Genomic DNA, 18611 nt, shown 5'->3' with positions numbered 1-18611 from the left:
TTTCTCAGATACAATACGCTTGCATCCACGAATTACTTGTTTTTTGGAATTGTTTAATGTGATTTTCCATCACAATTAAGGTTCCGTTCAAGCTTCTTGATATTGTTCAATTTTCAAGGTCCTGGTCACTTTTCTCTTGTGAGATAGCTTATTTATTATATCTCGCCTTCAGTGCTTTGTCAAGTACTTTTTCAAGATTTTTTATTCAGCTTTTCAGCGACAACCGCGTTATCCGCGGCTCAGTTATAATATCACATTCCCTGCCCATAAGTCAACACCTTTTTTCAAAAAAGTGTGATTTATTTGAAAATCATCTTTTTTGCCCTTAAAACTCTGCTAACGGCTTACTTAAAACAATCCCCGGAGCACATTATAAATGTGCTCCGGGGGCAAAGCTTTTTCGTTCCTGTTAGTGTTTAACTCTTTCCCTTTGCCTATATCTATTTTGCATATATAATGTAATATATATTATATACTTAAACATAACTATATCTTGAAATGCAGCACTCCACCCGCTTGCCTCTTAAAATTTAAATCCCCCGGATTTTTTTGCATTAGGGGCTTTTCAAACAAGCAAAACTATGCTATTATAGTTAGCGTACCTTAAATAAGCGCTCGTGGCGCAGCTGGATAGCGCGTCAGACTCCGACTCTGAAGGCCGTGGGTTCGAATCCCGCCGAGCGCACCAAGCAAAACCGACAAGCCGTTTTTGGCTTGTCGGTTTTTTCTTGTTTTTAAGTGTTCTGTATACCCTCTATATCACTGGCAATTGTTACCGGCAGCTATATCTGTTTTGCACTCATTATGCATTGTTTTATATCGGCTTCCGGTACGATATTTGCTCCGATTTTTTGAAAAAAACCGGAGAAAGTGCGTCCTTTAATTTATCTGCTGGAGAAATCTCCGTTTTTAGAGAGTTTCTAAAATTACTCTACATCTTTATTAACGACCAACATCATCTTGATGTCATTAATACCGTTTTGCCCTGTATCCTCCTTTCAATTGACAGAAACAGTACCCGTATACTATCATGATAGGGTAAAATATTGTCAAGGAGGGGACTGAGGATGCTCAAAATCGGGCTTTTGGAGGATGATCGGGAGCAAGCAGAGCGACTGATTTCCTTTCTCTCGCAATACCAAGAAACACATCCTCAATTTGTCTACACTCTTCAGCGTTATAGCTGGGCACTAGACCTGCTAGACCACTATGAGCGAGATTTTGATCTTCTGTTCCTGGACATTCGTCTGCCCGATATGACTGGCATGGAGGTAGCTCATCGCATCCGGGAAATCGACCGCAATGTCATGATTATCTTTGTAACCAGCGTAACCCAATATGCGGTAGAAGGGTATTCCGTTCAGGCCTTCGATTATATCGTTAAATCCATAGGATACGAGTTCTTTGCGGCTAAGCTGGAACGAGCACTACGGGTGCTCTCCTACCGCAAGCCAGGCGTGGTGCTGGATATCAAAACACGAGAAGGTAGCCTGCGGCTAAGCTCGGATATGATTCACTATTTTGAGGTATTTGACCACAACCTGCTCATTCACACTGATGATGGCGTTATTAAACAGTGGGGCAGTCTGTCCCGCTACGAAAAGCAATTGCTATCGGCCCACTTCGCTCGGTGCAACAGTTGTTATCTTGTAAATCTGAAGTTTGTTCGTGGTATCTTCGGCAATGAAGTTCTGGTGGTCAACGACCGGCTTGTGGTGAGCAAATCCCGTCGCAAGGCCTTTTTGCAGGCGCTAGCCCAGTACAAGGGAGGAGGTTGAATCCACCGATGCCGGATTGGTATAGGTACATTCGGGGAGCACTTTTGTTTCTTCAGGGCGCAGTGGGTATGCAGTTGTTTGCTTACCCTCTGCGCCGTCGTTCACATTTTTTTGCGGCTTGGATTAACCTGGTTTACCTGTGCTATTGCGGCATATCTTGGTGGAACATGGGTCTACACGAGAGGATACCGCGGAATGGCATCATTTCTGGTTTATCTGCTGTTGATTCTGGCAGCAAACCTAATCTACCAGGAAACTTTCTACACTGCCTTGTTTGTTGCTTCTTCAGGGTATGTTGCACAGGATCTTTCAGGCAACCTAAAAATGATTCTGAAGCTATTTCCTGTTACAGGTATCTGGGCTCTAGATTCTATGGGCGTTTTGCTGTTGGACGCAATCTGTTATGGCGGAATCTACACGCTACTCTTTTTTTCACTGCGTCCATTTACACGCCAGCGAAATGACAATTTCGACAACAAGCTCAAGGCGATTTTTTCCTTTGGTGTGCTGTTGCTGTGCATAGGTATGGCACGTATTACCCAAGACAATCCGGAACGCAATTTCCTTTCACACTTCTCGGAATGTCTGTATGCAATGGTCTGCGACATCTTCGTTCTACTTCTTCAGTTTGGCACTATGGAGCGTGCTCGTTTGTCCCATAATGTGGACGAGATGCGCTGTATGCTGAAAAAGCAGAAAGACCAATACGAGGCTCGCAAGAGCAACATGGAACTGGTCAATGAAAAGTACCACGACTTAAAAGCGTTGCTCCGTAGTTTTCAAGGTCAACTGCCACCGGCACAGATGAAAAAGCTGGAAGATCAGATTCAGGAGTATGATATATATATCCATACCGGAAATGCAGCGCTGGATGTATTGCTGACCGAACGCCGGGCACTATGTGCCCGGCGAAGCATCCAGCTGACTTGCCTGCTCCACGGCCCAGATTTGGCCTTTGTGGAAGAATTGGATCTGTATGGGTTGTTCGGCAATGCACTGGATAATGCTATCGAGGCGGTGGGCCAACTGCCCGAACCACAGGAAAAGTTTATTTCGATAACCGGTACCCGCGTGGGCAATATTGTTACCGTGCACATCGAAAATCCCTTTACCGGACCGCTAACTTTTCAGAATGGTCTGCCACGCAGTATCCGGGATCCCCGTTACCACGGGTTCGGTATGCGCAGTATGGAGAGAATTGTCCACCAATATAGCGGTGCGCTGGCAGTTTATGCACGGGACGGGCTGTTTTGTCTGGAGTTTTTGCTTGTCGACCCCAGCACCCCCCTTTAATAGATTTGTCCATTCCCCGGTAGGGCCCTAAAGCCCTACCGGGGAATCTTTTTCACAGACTATTTGGCAAAATGCACAAACATTCACACGCTTTATCAGCGTTTGGTCAAAAATCAAATTTTTTGTCTAAATGCCGCTTCTGCGCACTTTTTTGATTGAATTATTGCTGGAATTTTCTGTCCAAAAACTCCTTTCTCCATTGAAAAACTGCGCAAACAGCAAATCACGATGCGAAAAGGGCGAGCTGCGTGGTAACCATTGCAAAAAACTGTGCATTTTGACAATATAGTACTGCAAAGCGACACCGCATAAGGTGGATTGCGAATAAAAAGGAGGACGATTTCAATGAAAAACACCCGTATGGCAAAAATCTTGACGGCCGGAGTTTTGGCCGGCGCAATGGCTTTTTCTCTAGCAGGCTGCGGCGGCAACAGCGGCAAAATGGAAAAAACCTATGTTTTGAGCAAGGCCAGCTATCTGGACGGTATTTCCTGGTACATGGACGAAAACTATACTTTGCAGCTGTTTGACAACGGTACTTATCAGCTGGATTACAGCAGCGATATCTTTGGTAGTGATGACCTTGGCAGCCGTGGCAACCGCGTTATCATTTACACCGGCACTTATACGGTAGCTGAGTCTGCGGATGGTGAAGCCTCCCATCAGGATGTGACTCTGTCCGATGTGAACCGCATCTATATGGAACAGCACGGTAAGGGATGGGGACACGACACCGAAATCATTCGCATTACCACCGGTGATGCTAAGTTTGATACTGCTGCCTGGACTGATACCATGACTTCCCTGTACGATCCTCAAAACAGCACCAAGGGAGCAGAGGACTTCTTGAAGGAGTTCGGTAGTTCGTTCACCATTACGGTGGAAGATCCTTCTCTGGTGCCAGAAGACACCACCCTGACCTATCGTCTGACTGATGTGCCTGAACTGCCCATGCCTACGCACGCCGCCAATTAAGGAGGATCCTCATGAAGGCAAATACATTGCGAAATAAGGGTTCTCTGCTGTGGACAATCCTGTCGGTAATTTTTATACTGCTGTTTGCAGTTACAATGATTGGCGGCCCCATCGCCAACAATTATGCCACCATCATCAACATGGTGTTGGGCACCGAGTCCACTAAGACCATCGGTGACCCTGGCCAGACCTATTTTGAGGCCGACTTTGCCTCTAGTGAGGAGCAGGCTTCTTCGGCAGCCGAGATTTGTAAAAGTGTGGTTGCCAATGGTGCTACTCTGCTGCTTAACAAAGACAACACTCTGCCCTTGGCTCAAGGATCCAAAATTAGCCTGTTCGGCACCACTTCGGCCAAGCCTGTATACGGCGGCACGGGTTCCGGCGGTATGGAAACCAGTTCTCTGGGTTACAAAAATGCACTGGAAGCTGACGGCTTTTCGGTCAACCCTACTATGTGGGACTTTTACACTATCGGTGCCGGTTCCAGCTACGGGCTGACTACCGCTTCCGGATCTTTGAACAACTATATCTTTAACAACGCCGAATACACTGTCAATGAGGTGCCCCAGAGTGTCTACACCGATACTGAGTGGAACTCCGTTTCCAGTTACGGTGACGCTGCTATTGTGGTACTGGGCCGTATCTGTGGCGAGGGTGCCGACTTGCCCTGGTTTGGCGCTGGAGATGATAATGGCAATATGCTTTCCCTCAGCAACGAGGAATATGCCCTGCTGCAAAAACTCTCCGAATTGAAAGCTTCCGGCCAGATTCAGAAGATTGTGGTACTGCTCAATGCTACCAATCCCATCGAGCTGGACTTCCTGAATCCGTCCATCTGTGGCACCGACTACGGAATTGACGCATGCCTGTGGGTAGGTGAATTGGGACAAACTGGTATCGAATCAGTGGGTGATTTGCTCAACGGCACAGTTAACCCCAGCGGCAAACTGGTAGACACTTACTGCTACGACAACCTGACCTCCCCCGCCATCCTGAATGCATACGCCACCTCCTATACAAACGCTGCGGAAGCCGGTCTGGCTTTTGCTGGCACCTGCAACGAATATTATGTGGCCTATGCGGAAGGTATCTATGTGGGTTACCGCTACTACGAGACTCGCTATGAAGATATGGTTTTGGGTGATTCCAATGTAGGCGAGTACGACTATGCCTCTACGGTGGCCTATCCCTTTGGCTATGGCCTGTCCTACACCACCTTCAACTACGGCGACCTGTCCATGCAGGATGACGGCAACCATTTCACCTTTACCGTGGATGTAACCAATACCGGTGCGGTGGACGGTGCTGAGGCAGTGCAAATCTACATGCAGTCCCCCTACACCGAATATGACCGCCAAAACGGCATCGAAAAAGCCTCTGTCGAGCTGGTGGGCTACACCAAGGTCAGTGTCCCGGCTGGCCAGACCGTCACTGCTACCATTACGGTGGACAAAAGTGAGATGCGTACCTATGACGCCAATGGCGCCAAGACCTATATCGTTGATGCCGGCAACTACTACTTCGCTACCGGCAACGGAGCCCACGAAGCCCTGAACAATATCCTGGCTGCCAAGGCCTCTTTGGGCGATACTGCCAACGGCACTGTGGATACTTCCAAGATGACCGCATCCGGCAATGCTGCTCTGGTCAAACAGTACAATCAAGCTGTGCAGGACAACACCACATATGCCACCTCCATTACCGGCACCGACATCACGAACCAGCTGGATCACGGCGATCTGAATAAGTTTGACGATGATACCTCCAACGACATCGTCTATGTCAGCCGCAGCAACTGGGCAGATACCATGCCCAAGGCTGACATCACCGCTACTGCCTACCGTGCTGCGGTACAGCTGGCTGCCAATGCCCAGATGATTGAGGCGTTGAAAGCTACCGTGGAGAATATACCCGATACCGCCGAATTTTCTGATGAGATGCCCACCATGGGGGCCGATGGCAACCTGAGCCTGGCCCAGTTTGCAGGTGTGCCGCTGGATGGCACAGTCACCGTGGACGGTACTGAGTACACCTGGAACGATCTGCTGGATCAGATCACCTTTTCCGAGATGGCCAAACTTATCGGCCAGGCCTACCACTCTACTGTTTATGTTGCCAGTGTCAACAAGCCTGCCACCAAGGACGAGAACGGCCCCCAAGGGATTACCGCTACGCTAACAGGCGGTTCTTCGTCCACCAGCTACACCTCTGCTGATCTGCTGGCTGCCACCTTTGATCCCGCCATTGCCGAGGCCGTGGGCCGCAGCATGGGCAACGACTGCTTGTTGGCTAATGGCAAGGCCTACTCCGGCCTTTATGGACCTGGTGTGAATATCCACCGTACCCCGTACTCCGGTCGTAATTTTGAGTATTACTCCGAAGATCCCTTTATCTCTGGCAAGACCTGTTCCGCCGAGACGGCTGGCATACAGTCCAAGGGCGTGTATGTCTATATGAAACACTTTGCTATCAACGACCAGGAGACTGGCCGCGATGGCATCTGCGTCTGGACCAACGAACAGGCCGCCCGCGAAATTTATCTCCAGGCGTTTGAGTATCCCATCGTAGAATCCGGCGCTTACTGCGTTATGACCTCCTTCAACCGCATCGGCTGCGTTTGGGCCGGCGGCGACTACAACTTGCTGACCAACATCCTTCGCGGGGAATGGGGTATGACCGGGTTTGCCCTGACCGACTTCTCCAACTTTAACAATTACATGGATGTCGTGCAGGGTGTGCTGGCCGGCGGCGATGCTTGGGACTGCAACGATGCCACTAAGTGGACCGACAATCTACGCCAGTACCAGGACGATCCCGCTGTGGTCAATGCTATGCGCCAGGCTACCCAGCGCATTCTATACACCGTAGCTAACTCCAACGCAATGAACGGCGTCAGCCCAAACATGCAGGTGGTGGAAGTCATCACTTGGTGGCAGATTGCCTTCATCGTTTGTGATGTAGTATTTGGCGTTTTGGCAGCATTCAGTATTGTCATGGCAGTGCGAAGCCGTAAAAAAACAGCAACCAGTCTGTAAATCACTGCCATAGAAGAATTTTTTCCTTATCCATTCCAAACAATAAAAGGGGCAGGCCATCCAGCGGCCCGCCCCTTTTGTGATTTGCAGTAAACGATTCAAACGGTTTGATGGTCGGTTTTATTGGTGCTCTCTGCGGCAGCAATACTGCTCCGAATCCCCACCAGAATCCACACAAGTCCAACACCCAGCAGGCAATGCCCTATACCGGCTATTCCAGAAAGGCTGCCCTGCATTGCAGCGGAAGGCACCATGCCCAGCACCTGCACCACACCCCGCGCAAGCAGCATACAGCAGGTAAGATTTAATCCCACCTGGTACACCAGCAGCGGTTTGCGGTTGTTCTGTGGCAACAGATTGTTTTTTTGCAGCAGCAAAAGCAGCAAAAAGAACACCATTCCCAAAACAAGATAATGTGTGTGCACAAAAGAAAGGGTTGTCTTTTCGGTATAGTTAAAATGCCTTGTAAACTCCCGATAAAACACTCCTCCCGCCATTCCCAAAATGGCATAGGCAATCGCCCCGTTGATATACCGCTTCATCTTGTATTATTCCTCCTTCATAGCTTTCTCATATAGCTCAGGCCGTAAATCCAAAACCATACCCACAAAATCCAGATACCGGTTGCCCAGCTTAAAAAATGCCGGCCAACAGCCCACTTTTTTCTCATTCTAGCACAGGCAAAAATATTTGCAAGGCAAAACTGTATTTTCTGCGATTCTAAAACCAAAGTCCCGCTGGATGCTCCAAAGCAATAAGGAGGGCGGCTGCCAACGGCAGCCGCCCTCCCCTTTTTTGCTGATTTTTGCTGGTTATTCCAATTCAAATGCGCCGGTGTACAGCTGATAATACTTGCCCTTTTGCGCAATCAGCTGCTCATGGCTGCCCCGCTCAATGATGCGGCCCTGTTCCAGTACCATAATTACATCTGCGTTCTTTACGGTGGAAAGTCGGTGTGCAATTACAAATACGGTTCGGCCGGTCATCAAAGCGTCCATACCTGCCTGTACAATGGCCTCGGTACGGGTATCAATGGAGCTGGTTGCCTCGTCCATAATCATAACCGGGGGATCTGCCACAGCCGCACGGGCAATGGCCAGCAGCTGCCGCTGACCCTGAGACAGGCTGGCACCGTTGCCGGTGAGCATGGTGTTGTAGCCATCGGGCAGCCGGGTGATAAAATCATGGGCACCAGCCAGCTTGGCTGCGGCAATGCACTCCTCATCCACTGCATCCAGGTTGCCGTAACGGATGTTTTCCATCACGGTGCCGGTAAACAGGTTGGTATCCTGGAGCACAATACCCATGCTGCGCCGCAAATCTGCCTTTTTGATTTTGCGGATGTTGATTCCATCGTACCGGATTTTGCCGGACTGGATGTCGTAAAACCGGTTAATCAGGTTTGTGATGGTGGTTTTGCCTGCACCGGTGGCGCCCACAAAGGCCACCTTCTGGCCCGGCTCTGCAAACAGGGTTACATCGTGGAGCACGGTCTTTTTGGCGGTGTAGCCAAAGTCCACATCCAACAGCTCCACATGGCCCCGTAGCCGGGTGTAGGTGATGATCCCGGTTGCCTTGTGGGGATGCTTCCAGGCCCATACATTGGTGCGTTCAGCACACTCGGTCAGGCTGCCGTCTGCATTTTCCTTGGCGTTTACCAGGGTTACATACCCTTCATCCTCCTCCGGCTTTTCGTCCAGAAGGGTGAAGATGCGCTGTGCACCTGCCAGACCCATAATCACTGCGTTAATCTGCTGGGACACCTGCATAATGCTGCCTGCAAACTGCTTGGTCATGTTCAAAAAGGGCACCACAATGCTGATGGTCAGGGGCAAACCGGAGATGCTCAGGTTGGGAATGCCGGACATTAAAAAGAAGCCGCCGGCCACTGCAACGGTCACATAAATCAGGTTGCCCATGTTGTTCAGTACAGGAGCCAGGATGTTGGCAAACTTGTTGGCGCTTTCTGCGGCACCAAACAGCTCGTCGTTCCAGCGGTCGAAGTCGGCTTTGGTTTCCTCCTCATGGCAGAACACCTTTACCACCTTCTGGCCGTTCATCATCTCCTCCACATAGCCTTCCATCTGGCCCAGGGCACGCTGCTGCTGCAAAAAGAACCGGGCGGAATTTCCGCCAATCTTGTTTACCAGCACGGTCATAATGGCTATACCGCCAATTACCACCAGGCTCATCCACACGCTGTAATACAGCATGATGCAGGTAATGGTAAGCATGGAGACCAGGGTGATGGTGATTTGGGGGAAACTTTGGGACACCAGCTGCCGCAGGGTATCGATATCGTTGGTGTAGTAACTCATGATATCGCCGTGGTTGTTGGTGTCAAAGTAGCGGATGGGCAGATCCTGCATATTGCTGAACATCTTCACCCGCAGCTTTTTCAAAAAGCCCTGGGTGATAATTGCCATCATGCGGGTGTAGGTAAAGGCCGATGCCAGCGACAGTACATACAGCACCACCAGCAGCCCCACCAGTTTAAGGATAGGCCCGCCAGCCGCTGCCCAGTCGCCTGCTGCCCAGTTCTTTTCGATGAGGGCCATTACATTCTGCATAAATACAGCGGGCATGGAGCTGACCACGGCGCTGAACAGAATGCACACCACAACCAGCGGCATCATTACAGGAAAAAAGGAAAACAGCGTTTTAAAAATGCGCACCAATGTATCTTTTTTGCTAATGGTAGGATTACCGTGCATCTTCGTCACCTGCCTTATTCTGAGAGGTGTAAACCTCCCGATAAATTTCACTGGTCTCCAGCAGCTGGGCGTGGGTTCCCACTGCGCTGATGGTTCCGCCGTCCATTACCACAATGCGGTCAGCCTGCTCCACCGAGGAGATACGCTGGGCAATGATGATTTTGGTGGTTTCGGGAATAAATTCCGCAAAGGCACGGCGAATCAGTGCATCGGTTTTGGTGTCCACTGCACTGGTGGAGTCGTCCAAAATCAAAATCTTGGGTTTTTTCAGCAGGGCACGGGCAATGCACAAACGCTGCTTCTGTCCGCCCGATACATTGGAGCCGCCCTGTTCAATATGAGTGTCGTACTTGTCCGGAAAACGCTGGATAAATTCGTCCGCACAGGCCAGGCGGCAGGCTTCCTCGATTTCCTCATCGGAAGCAAACTTGTTGCCCCAGCGCAGGTTTTCCTTAATGGTGCCGCTAAACAGCACATTCTTTTGCAGCACCACTGCAACCTGGTTGCGCAAAGCCTCCAGGTCATATTCCCGCACATCCACGCCGCCTACCTTTACGGTGCCCTCGGTTGCGTCGTAAAGGCGGCTGATCATCTGAATCAAAGAGGATTTGGAAGATCCGGTACCGCCAATCACACCAATGGTCTCGCCGCTCTTAATGTGCAGGTTGATGTTGCTCAGGGCCATGCGCTCAGCATGCTCCGAATATTTAAAGCTCACATTCTCAAAATCCACACTGCCGTCTGCCACCATGGTTTGGCCGTTTTCCGGGCTTTTCAGGGTGCTTTCCTCGTTGAGCACCTCCATGATACGATGCGCCGACTCGGTGGCCATGGTAATCATAACAAATACCATGGAGAACATCATCAGGCTGCTGAGAATCTGAAAACTGTAAGTAAGCAGAGCGGAAAACTGGCCCACATCCAAGGCAGTACCCTGGGTGGAAATAATGGTGTAAGAACCAAAGGACAGCACAAACGCCATAACCACATACAGGCAGAACTGCATGAGGGGGTTGTTAATGGCCAAAATCTTTTCGGCACGGGTAAAGTCGGCACATACATCGTCGGCAGCGGCCTCAAACTTTTTCTTTTCGTACTCCTGGCGCACATAGGATTTTACTACACGCATACCCTGAACATTTTCCTGAATGGAACGGTTGAGGGCATCGTATTTTTGAAAAACCCGGTGGAACAAGGGCATTACTTTGCGAATTACCGTAAACAGACCAATGCCCAGGATGGGTGCCACCAGCAAAAAGATAACGGCCATACGGCCGCCCATGACAAAAGCCATGGTGAAGGAGAATACCAGCATCATGGGGCAGCGGATGGCTGCACGAATCATCATCATGTAGGCGTTCTGCACATTGGTGATGTCGGTGGTCAAACGGGTAACCAGCGACGAAGCGGAAAATTTATCGATATTCTCAAAGGAATAATCCTGAATACGGTAAAACATATCCTTGCGCAGGTTGCGTGCAAAGCCGCTGGATGCAGTAGCTGCTGCCGAGCCTGCAACTGCACCAAAGGTAAGGGACATTCCGGCCAATGCCAGCAGGCCAGCTCCATACCACAAAATGGTCTCAAAGCTGCACCCTGCCTTAATTTGGTTCACCAGCTGGGCAATTAAAAAGGGAATCATGCATTCCACCATGGACTCCAGCGCCACAAAGGCCACTGCCTGGATGGATGGACCCTTATATTCCCGGACCGATTTTGCCAATTGCTTGTACATAAATTCGATTCACTCCTCCATTTTCTGTTTTATTTTGTGGCTTTCTGCCCCGTTCAAGACGGTGCAAAAGCCTGCAAACGATAAAAAGAGCGTAAGCCTGCAAGCTTACGCTGGTTTTATCCCTGCTGTTTCGATACATTATTTAGTATATCGAATTTTTTTAGACTTTGTCAACTGATTTCCTCATGTTTTTTTAGTAACAACAAACAAAAAACCCTGCATAATTTCTCTTTTTTTAACCAGTTAATCGGAATTATTTCTGTTTTTTATACCATTTTTTCCATTTATTGTTTTTTGAAATTATGCTTGTTTTAACCCAAACCGGCCTGCTCATACCAGGCACAGATTCCCTGGTAATACAGCTGTGCTGCCTGCTGGCAGCCCTCCTGGCTTGCAAACCGCTGGGCATCCTGTGTATTGGTGATAAAGCACTGTTCCGCCAAAACCGCCGGGCAGCCGGATTCTTCCAGAACCGTAAAACTCAAATCCGTTTGTACAGTGTCATCCTGTATTTCCACAAAGCGTTTTTCATCCTGCTGGTTGTAGTATACATACCGCAGGCCCTGGGTTCCCCGCAGTCTGGCTCCCTGCTGCCCAAAGGCATCTGCAATGCTCTGTGCCAGCAGCATACTCTGCTGGTGGTGGGTGCGGCCGGGTGGTACGGGATAGCACTCAAACCCGTATGCCTCGCCGGTACCGTCAGAATTGCAGTGGATGGAAACAAACAGCCCTGCTCCCTTTTCTCTGGCCCGCTGGGCCCGCTGGCTGGGGGTAATCCGGCTGGACTGGCTGTTTTGTGACTCCTTTTTTGTAATGGTAAGTATGGGCTTAAAGCGCTTGTCCTCTTTGAGCAGCTCCATTAGGTACTGGGCAGTCTGCCAGGTAACCTGGTATTCGTCAAGCCCGCTGCCCGCCGCTCCTGGGTCGGTTCCTCCATGGCCAGGGTCAACGGCCACCACCAGGGCCCCCTGGTACCGGATGCTATTCAACAAAAAAGCCCCGGTGCCAATGACCGCCAGCGCTGCAAGCACAATCAACCCCAGTTTCATCCTTTTATGGCGTGTTGGAGTGGGCAGCAGCCCGGATACCCTGGGCCTCTGGGTTTGTTTGATGGCCATGCGATTCCTCCTTTGTGTAACAGCCCAATCTAGTGGGGCGTTTTGCATCATTGTAGCAAAAATAAATTTCACTGGCAATTCTGCCCCCTGCTGTTGCTGCGCAGTCTGCCAAAAAAGGCCGGGTTTGCGGCTAACCTGCCTGCAAACCCGGCTCTTATTTACGAGACGGCGTTGTATTTTAGGGCAATCTGTTCCAATTTTCCGCCGCTTTTTGCGCCTTAACAGATGGTGTGAATCCAGCCTTCCGGGGCTTCCACCAGGCCATACTGCATTCCGGTCAGCATCTCATACAGCTTGCCGGTTACAGGGCCATGGCCCTGGGCAGTTTTTTCAAAATGGATTTCCTTGCCGTGGTCCACCACACAGCCCACCGGAGAGATTACTGCTGCGGTGCCGCACAGACCGCATTCTGCAAACTGCTCCAGCTCATCCAGCCGCACAGGCCGCTCCTCCACCGTTAAGCCCAGCACCGCCTGCGCCACATAAATCAGCGACTTACGGGTGATGGAGGGCAGAATGGAGGGAGACTGGGGCACCACAACCTTGCCTTCCGGGGTTACAAACAGCAGGTTCGCGCCGCCGGTTTCCTCCACAAAGGTGCGGGTGGCTGCATCCAGGTAGAGGTTCTCGTCGTAGCCGTTCTCATGGGCCTGCATCAATGCGTGCAAACTCATGGCATAGTTCAAACCAGCTTTCAGGTGTCCGGTACCGTGGGGGGCTGCCCGGTCCCGATCGCTGACGCACAGGCGCAGTGCCTTTGCCCCTTTGCTGAAATAGGGCCCCACCGGGGTGCAGAACAGGCGGAACTCATACTCCAAGGAGGGCTTCACGCCAATAACAGGCCCCTTTGCAAAGATGTAGGGGCGCAGATACAAGGATGCACCTGTACCGTAAGGGGGTACCCAGTGGGCATTGGCCCGCACTACCTGGTCCACCGCCTCCATAAACTGCTCGGTGGGCAGCGGAGGAATCTCCAGCCCCCGTGCAGAATCCTGCAGCCGGGCTGCGTTCTGATCCGGCCGGAAGGTCACAATGCTGCCAGACTGGGTGGTGTATGCCTTCAAGCCCTCAAACACGGCCTGGCAGTATTGCAGCACACCGGCGCACTCATTCAGCACCACCGTTGCATCCTGGGTCAGTTCGCCTGCGCTCCAGGCCCCATCTTTATACTCAGCTTTATAGCGCCAATCCGCCTGATGGTAGGCAAAACCAAGATTCTGCCAATCCAGATTTTTCTTTTCCATTCCGTTGCACATCCTTTCATTCCACACCACAGGCCAATCAATGCCTGCCCACAGTGCATTTTGCACTTTACTATATTAATCCATTATAACAACGCTATTTTCCGCCGTCAACCAAGTATTTTTTCCAGCCAACTTTATCTGCCTTCTCTGCTAAAAACGCTTGCTCTGCCAGCTTTCTTTTGCTGTTGCCCACAGGTTAAATTCAACACAGCAAGGCCCCGGCATCTGCCGGGGCCTTGCATTTTTGCTTTGTTTAAAATCCATTGCCAAAGGCCTGCCAGCCGGGGTATACCGCTGCATCCCCCAACTGCTCCTCTATGCGAAGCAGCTGGTTGTACTTGGCCACCCGCTCGCTGCGGCTGGGTGCGCCGGTTTTAATCTGGCCGCTGTTCACCGCCACCGCCAAATCCGCAATGGTGGTATCCTCCGTTTCGCCGGACCGATGGGACACCACCGCCGTATACCCTGCCTTATGGGCCATCTGAATGGCCTCCAGCGTTTCGGACACGGTTCCAATCTGATTCAGCTTAATCAAAATGGAGTTTGCACACCCCTGGCGGATGCCCTGTTCCAGCCGCCGGGTGTTGGTTACAAACAAATCGTCCCCCACCAGCTGAATCCGTTCGCCCAGCCGCTGGGTCAGCAGCTGCCAGCCTTCCCAGTCCTCCTCGTCCAGCCCGTCCTCCAGCGAGCAGATGGGGTATTGCTCACACAGGGCCTGCCAGTAGTCCACCAGATGGGCACTGGTAAAGGTTCGGCCACTTTTGGGCAAACGGTACTGGCCGGCTACCCCGGTTTTCCACTCGCTGGCCGCTGCGTCAATGGCCAGGGCAAACTGCTGACCGGGCTGGTAGCCCGCCTGCTGGATGGCCTGCAAAATCAGCTCAATGGCCTGCTCATCGCCAGCCAGGTTGGGAGCAAACCCTCCCTCATCCCCCACACCACTGGCAAGGCCCTGTTCCTTGAGCAGCTTTGCCAATGCGTGGAATACCTCGGTGCACCAGCGCAGCCCCTCGGCAAAGCTGGCAGCCCCCACCGGCACCACCATGAATTCCTGTACATCCACCGTGTTGGCCGCATGGGCGCCGCCGTTGAGGATATTCATCATGGGCACCGGCAGCCGGGTTGCGTTCACGCCGCCCAAAAACCGGTACAGCGGCAGCCCCAGGCTTTGTGCCGCCGCACGGCAGCAGGCGATGGAAACCGCCAGCATGGCATTGGCCCCAAGGCCGGATTTATCCGCCGTGCCATCCAGCTGGCAGAGGGTGCGGTCCACGGCGTACAGGTCCGCTGCATCCATTCCCTCCAGGGCAGGGGCAATCCGCTGGCAGATGTTCTCCACCGCCTTGGTCACTCCTTTGCCTCCAAACCGCAAGGGGTCTCCATCCCTTAATTCCAGGGCCTCAAATTCCCCGGTGGATGCACCACTGGGGGATGCACCTCGTGCCCGGGTGCCGTCCGCCAGCAGCACCTCCGCTTCCACGGTGGGATTTCCTCGGGAATCCAAAATCTGCCGGGCGGTAACGGTGCAGATGGTTGTGTTCATGGCTCTTTCCTCCTATCTGGGCAGCGTTTGGGCCGCCGTTCTCCTGATGGGTAGTGTTGCCCGTTTTGCCCTTCCTATCCAAGTAAAAGCCATCGGGCTGGTTTTTGCCCATAAACTCACTTTCGCATTTCCTCTACGCTGCCCTCCCCTTTGGGCCCAGGTATGCTATAATACAAAGGACTATTGCCTATGAAAACGAGGTTGCCATGAACGAAACCATCCAATACCAAACCTTAAAAGAGGTGTTCGGCTACGACTCCTTCCGCCCCGGCCAGAAGGAAATTGTGGACGCTCTCACCGCCGGGCGGGATGTGCTTGCCATCATGCCCACCGGCGCAGGCAAATCCATCTGCTACCAGCTGCCCGCCCTGCTGCTGCCGGGTGTTACCGTTGTGGTCAGCCCCCTCATCAGCCTGATGCAGGATCAGGTGCAGGCCCTGATTCAGATGGGTGTGCGTGCCGCTTATATCAATTCCTCCCTGACCGAAAACCAGTGCCGCAAGGCCCTGGCCAATGCGGCTACCGGGCTGTACAAAATTGTGTACGCCGCACCGGAACGGCTGCTCACCCCCAGCTTTCTGCGGTTTGCTCAAAGTGTTCCCATCTCGCTGCTGTGTGTGGACGAAGCCCACTGTGTTTCCCAGTGGGGGCAGGACTTTCGGCCCAGCTACCTGCAAATCCAGGAATTTGCCGCCCAGCTGCCCCAGCGGCCGGTGATTGGTGCCTTTACCGCCACCGCCACCCGCCGGGTCAGTGCCGACATCCGCCAGATGCTAGCCCTCCAGTCCCCCTTGGAAATCACCACCGGCTTTGACCGGCCCAATCTGTTTTTTGAGGTGCAGCGGCTGGAGGAGCGGGAAAAATTCCCCTGCCTTCTGGCCTACCTGAAGGAACACCCGGACCGCTGCGGCATTGTCTATTGCTCCACCCGCAAAAAGGTGGATGAGGTCTACCAGAAGCTGCTGGACAGCGACCTGTCCGCCGCCCGGTATCATGCGGGTATGCCGCCGGAGGAACGGCAGCGCAGCCAGGAACGCTTTTTGTACGACCAGGTACGGGTGATGGTGGCCACCAATGCCTTTGGCATGGGCATTGATAAATCCAATGTATCCTTTGTGGTGCATTACAATATGCCCCTGGACCTAGAAAGCTACTACCAGGAGGCAGGCCGTGCCGGGCGGGATGGCCAACCGGCGGACTGCATCCTGCTGTATTCCGGCGCCGATGTGCGTACCGGTACCTTTTTGATTGAAAATAGCACCCCCGCCCAGGATGCCGACCCCCAAGAAGCCCAGCGGCAGATGCTGCGCCAAAAAGACCGTCTGCGGCAGATGACCTTTTACTGCCACAGCAGCCATTGCCTGCGCCGGGAGATTCTGCGCTACTTTGGGCAGGATGGCCCTGCAAACTGCGGCGGCTGTTCGGTCTGTACACCCCAGCAGCAGCGGGCCTCGGTGGTCAAGCAGGCCATTCAGGATGCCGCCCGGCTGCGTGCCATCCAAGAAAAGGACCTGGACCCTGCCCTGCTGGCAAAACTTAAGGAGCTGCGGCTTAGCCTGGCCCGGCAGGCCGGTGTGCCTGCCTTTGTGGTGTTTACCGACGCTACCCTGCGGGCCATGTGTGCCCAGGTACCCCACACCCGTGCCCAGCTGCTGGAAATCCCCGGCGTGGGTGTGCGTAAGGCGGAGCAGTATGGCCAAGCCTTTTTGCAGCTGCTAAACCAGTATACCCCCAAGGAGGACGCCCCGCTATGACTCAGGTTTTGCCCAGTTACTACCCTCAATTTGCCTGCACCGGCTCCCACTGTACGGACAACTGCTGCATTGGTTGGGAAATTGGTCTGGATGCCCCCACCCTAAACCGCTGGAACCAGGAAACCGGCCCTCTGGCTCCAGCGCTGCAACAGGCCATCGCTCCCGGTCAGCCCCCCTGCTTTCGGCTGGATGACCAGGGCCGCTGCCCCTTTTTGGAAGCCAGCGGCCTGTGCCAGCTGCAACGGGAAGGCCGGGCAGACCTGCTTGGCCCCATCTGCCGGGAGCACCCCCGCTTTCACAACACCATGGGCCAGCGGCGGGAAAGCGGCCTGGGCCTTTGCTGCGAAGCAGCCGCCCAGCTGATTTTGCTGGCAGACAAGCCCATGGAACTTATCCATCAGCCTTGGGAAGGCAGCGTGCCGGAGGGCAGTCCCCATGCCTCGCCCCAGCTGCTAACCCAGCTGGACGCCCTGCGCAGTCTCTGCCTTGCTCTGGTCAATCATGCCGCCCTGCCCTTTTTCCACCGGCTGGCCCTGCTGTGCTGCCTGGCGCAGGATTTGCAAACCGGCTTTTCCCAGATTGACCCCCAGGAGCCAAACCCCCAGCCCCTGCAATGCCAGGCCATCGCCCAGGTGGTGGAAGCCTATGGGGACAGTGCTTTCTGGGCTTCCCTTGCCCACCAGCTGCCCGAGCTGCTGCCGCCGCAGGAAAGCGAGGCCACGGCCTCTCTTCTGGCTAGCTTCTACCAGTCCCTGCTGATTTCGGACCCCCTCTGGAGCAATGCGCTGGAACGGCTGGCCCATCAGCTGCCCCACCGGCTGGCGCAAGCCGCCGGGCCACACAGCCTCCCCACTGGCCCCATGGAACGGCTGGCAGAATACTTTTTGTACCGCTGGTGCTCGGTGGCGGTGCTGGAAGGGGACGCACTGGGCGGTCTTTTGCCTGCTGTAAGCGGCTGCCTGCTGGTTGCCCTGCTGGCACTGGAGCACCCCCAACCGGCTGCGTCCCATCTGGTAGAGCTGGCCCGGCTCTATTCCAAACAGGTGGAATACTGCCCGGAAAATCTCACCCGGATGGAGCAAGCCATCTGGCAGGAGGACTGCTTTTCTCCCCTGGCGTTGGCGGGGCTTCTGTTTGGGCTGTAACCGCAATTCCCCTATTTCGGCAGATGGTTCTTCTGCCGCAGCCGCAAAGCACCTTGCCGCCCCCTTCTTCTGCTCTGGCGGGTGGTTCTTCGTTTATGCCGTCAGGGGTGTGGCCGGTTTATTTTGTCGGTGTGGACTCTGCTCCGGCTGCGAGCATCTCTTTGAGTTGCTGCTCTTTTTTCTAGTTAAACCCAAAAAACCGGCACGATTCAATACATTTTGTATTGAATCGTGCCGGTTTTACTTTTCATTTTTATAATTTTGCGTTTTTATC

Annotated in this window: 12 protein-coding genes and 1 tRNA gene; 7 read left to right on the top strand and 6 right to left on the bottom strand. The window is 52.9% G+C overall.

Annotation, left to right across the window (positions count from 1 at the left end; genetic code table 11):
- The first annotated feature begins 611 nt into the window (after nucleotides 1–611).
- The 5 genes from ACH2EM_RS07830 to ACH2EM_RS07810 all read left to right on the top strand — a co-directional run bounded on the left by ACH2EM_RS07830 (nucleotide 612) and on the right by ACH2EM_RS07810 (nucleotide 7081).
- Nucleotides 612–688, top strand: a tRNA-Arg gene (locus ACH2EM_RS07830).
- 358 nt (nucleotides 689–1046) lie between these two features.
- Nucleotides 1047–1778 (top strand): LytR/AlgR family response regulator transcription factor, encoded by a 732-nt coding sequence (locus ACH2EM_RS07825; RefSeq protein ID WP_395151603.1) that lies wholly within the window; start codon nucleotides 1047–1049, stop codon nucleotides 1776–1778.
- Nucleotides 1779–1973: 195 nt separating this feature from the next.
- Nucleotides 1974–3071 (top strand): ATP-binding protein, encoded by a 1098-nt coding sequence (locus ACH2EM_RS07820; RefSeq protein ID WP_395151601.1) that lies wholly within the window; start codon nucleotides 1974–1976, stop codon nucleotides 3069–3071.
- A 345-nt stretch (nucleotides 3072–3416) separates the two neighbouring features.
- Nucleotides 3417–4046, top strand: a complete 630-nt coding sequence (locus ACH2EM_RS07815; RefSeq protein ID WP_395151599.1) for a hypothetical protein — start codon at nucleotides 3417–3419, stop codon at nucleotides 4044–4046.
- 11 nt (nucleotides 4047–4057) lie between these two features.
- Complete coding sequence (locus ACH2EM_RS07810) at nucleotides 4058–7081, top strand: glycoside hydrolase family 3 C-terminal domain-containing protein (RefSeq protein ID WP_395151597.1); 3024 nt, start codon at nucleotides 4058–4060, stop codon at nucleotides 7079–7081.
- Between the two features lie 98 nt (nucleotides 7082–7179).
- On the opposite strand, the gene ACH2EM_RS07805 is transcribed toward ACH2EM_RS07810, so the two are convergent.
- From ACH2EM_RS07805 to eno, 6 genes are all read right to left on the bottom strand, one after another.
- On the bottom strand, nucleotides 7180–7623 hold the full coding sequence (locus ACH2EM_RS07805; protein WP_395151595.1) for a DUF2871 domain-containing protein: 444 nt from the start codon (nucleotides 7621–7623) through the stop codon (nucleotides 7180–7182).
- A 270-nt stretch (nucleotides 7624–7893) separates the two neighbouring features.
- Nucleotides 7894–9795 (bottom strand): ABC transporter ATP-binding protein, encoded by a 1902-nt coding sequence (locus ACH2EM_RS07800; protein WP_395151593.1) that lies wholly within the window; start codon nucleotides 9793–9795, stop codon nucleotides 7894–7896.
- A complete protein-coding gene (locus tag ACH2EM_RS07795; RefSeq protein WP_395151590.1) occupies nucleotides 9785–11530 on the bottom strand; it encodes an ABC transporter ATP-binding protein in 1746 nt (581 codons plus the stop codon). Before ACH2EM_RS07795 ends, ACH2EM_RS07800 begins: the two co-directional genes overlap by 11 nt.
- Nucleotides 11531–11841: 311 nt before the next feature.
- Complete coding sequence (locus tag ACH2EM_RS07790; protein ID WP_395151588.1) at nucleotides 11842–12648, bottom strand: N-acetylmuramoyl-L-alanine amidase; 807 nt, start codon at nucleotides 12646–12648, stop codon at nucleotides 11842–11844.
- 218 nt (nucleotides 12649–12866) lie between these two features.
- On the bottom strand, nucleotides 12867–13892 hold the full coding sequence (locus ACH2EM_RS07785) for a branched-chain amino acid aminotransferase (protein ID WP_395151586.1): 1026 nt from the start codon (nucleotides 13890–13892) through the stop codon (nucleotides 12867–12869).
- A gap of 253 nt (nucleotides 13893–14145) precedes the next feature.
- Complete coding sequence (eno, locus tag ACH2EM_RS07780; RefSeq protein ID WP_395151584.1) at nucleotides 14146–15438, bottom strand: phosphopyruvate hydratase; 1293 nt, start codon at nucleotides 15436–15438, stop codon at nucleotides 14146–14148.
- 206 nt (nucleotides 15439–15644) lie between these two features.
- On the opposite strand from eno, the gene ACH2EM_RS07775 reads away from it, so the two are divergent.
- Together ACH2EM_RS07775 and fliB are read left to right on the top strand one after the other, a co-directional pair.
- Entirely contained in the window at nucleotides 15645–17192 is a 1548-nt protein-coding gene (locus ACH2EM_RS07775) for a RecQ family ATP-dependent DNA helicase (protein WP_395151582.1), read from the top strand.
- Nucleotides 17189–18337, top strand: coding sequence for a flagellin lysine-N-methylase (gene fliB / locus ACH2EM_RS07770; protein ID WP_395151580.1), 1149 nt, complete (start codon nucleotides 17189–17191; stop codon nucleotides 18335–18337). Before ACH2EM_RS07775 ends, fliB begins: the two co-directional genes overlap by 4 nt.
- Nucleotides 18338–18611 lie beyond the last annotated feature (274 nt).

The sequence above is a fragment of the uncultured Allofournierella sp. genome (assembly GCA_944382705.1).
Lineage (GTDB): Bacteria > Bacillota > Clostridia > Oscillospirales > Ruminococcaceae > Allofournierella.
Note: the sequence above shows the minus strand (reverse complement) of the source record. Positions and strands in the feature narration are given on the sequence as shown.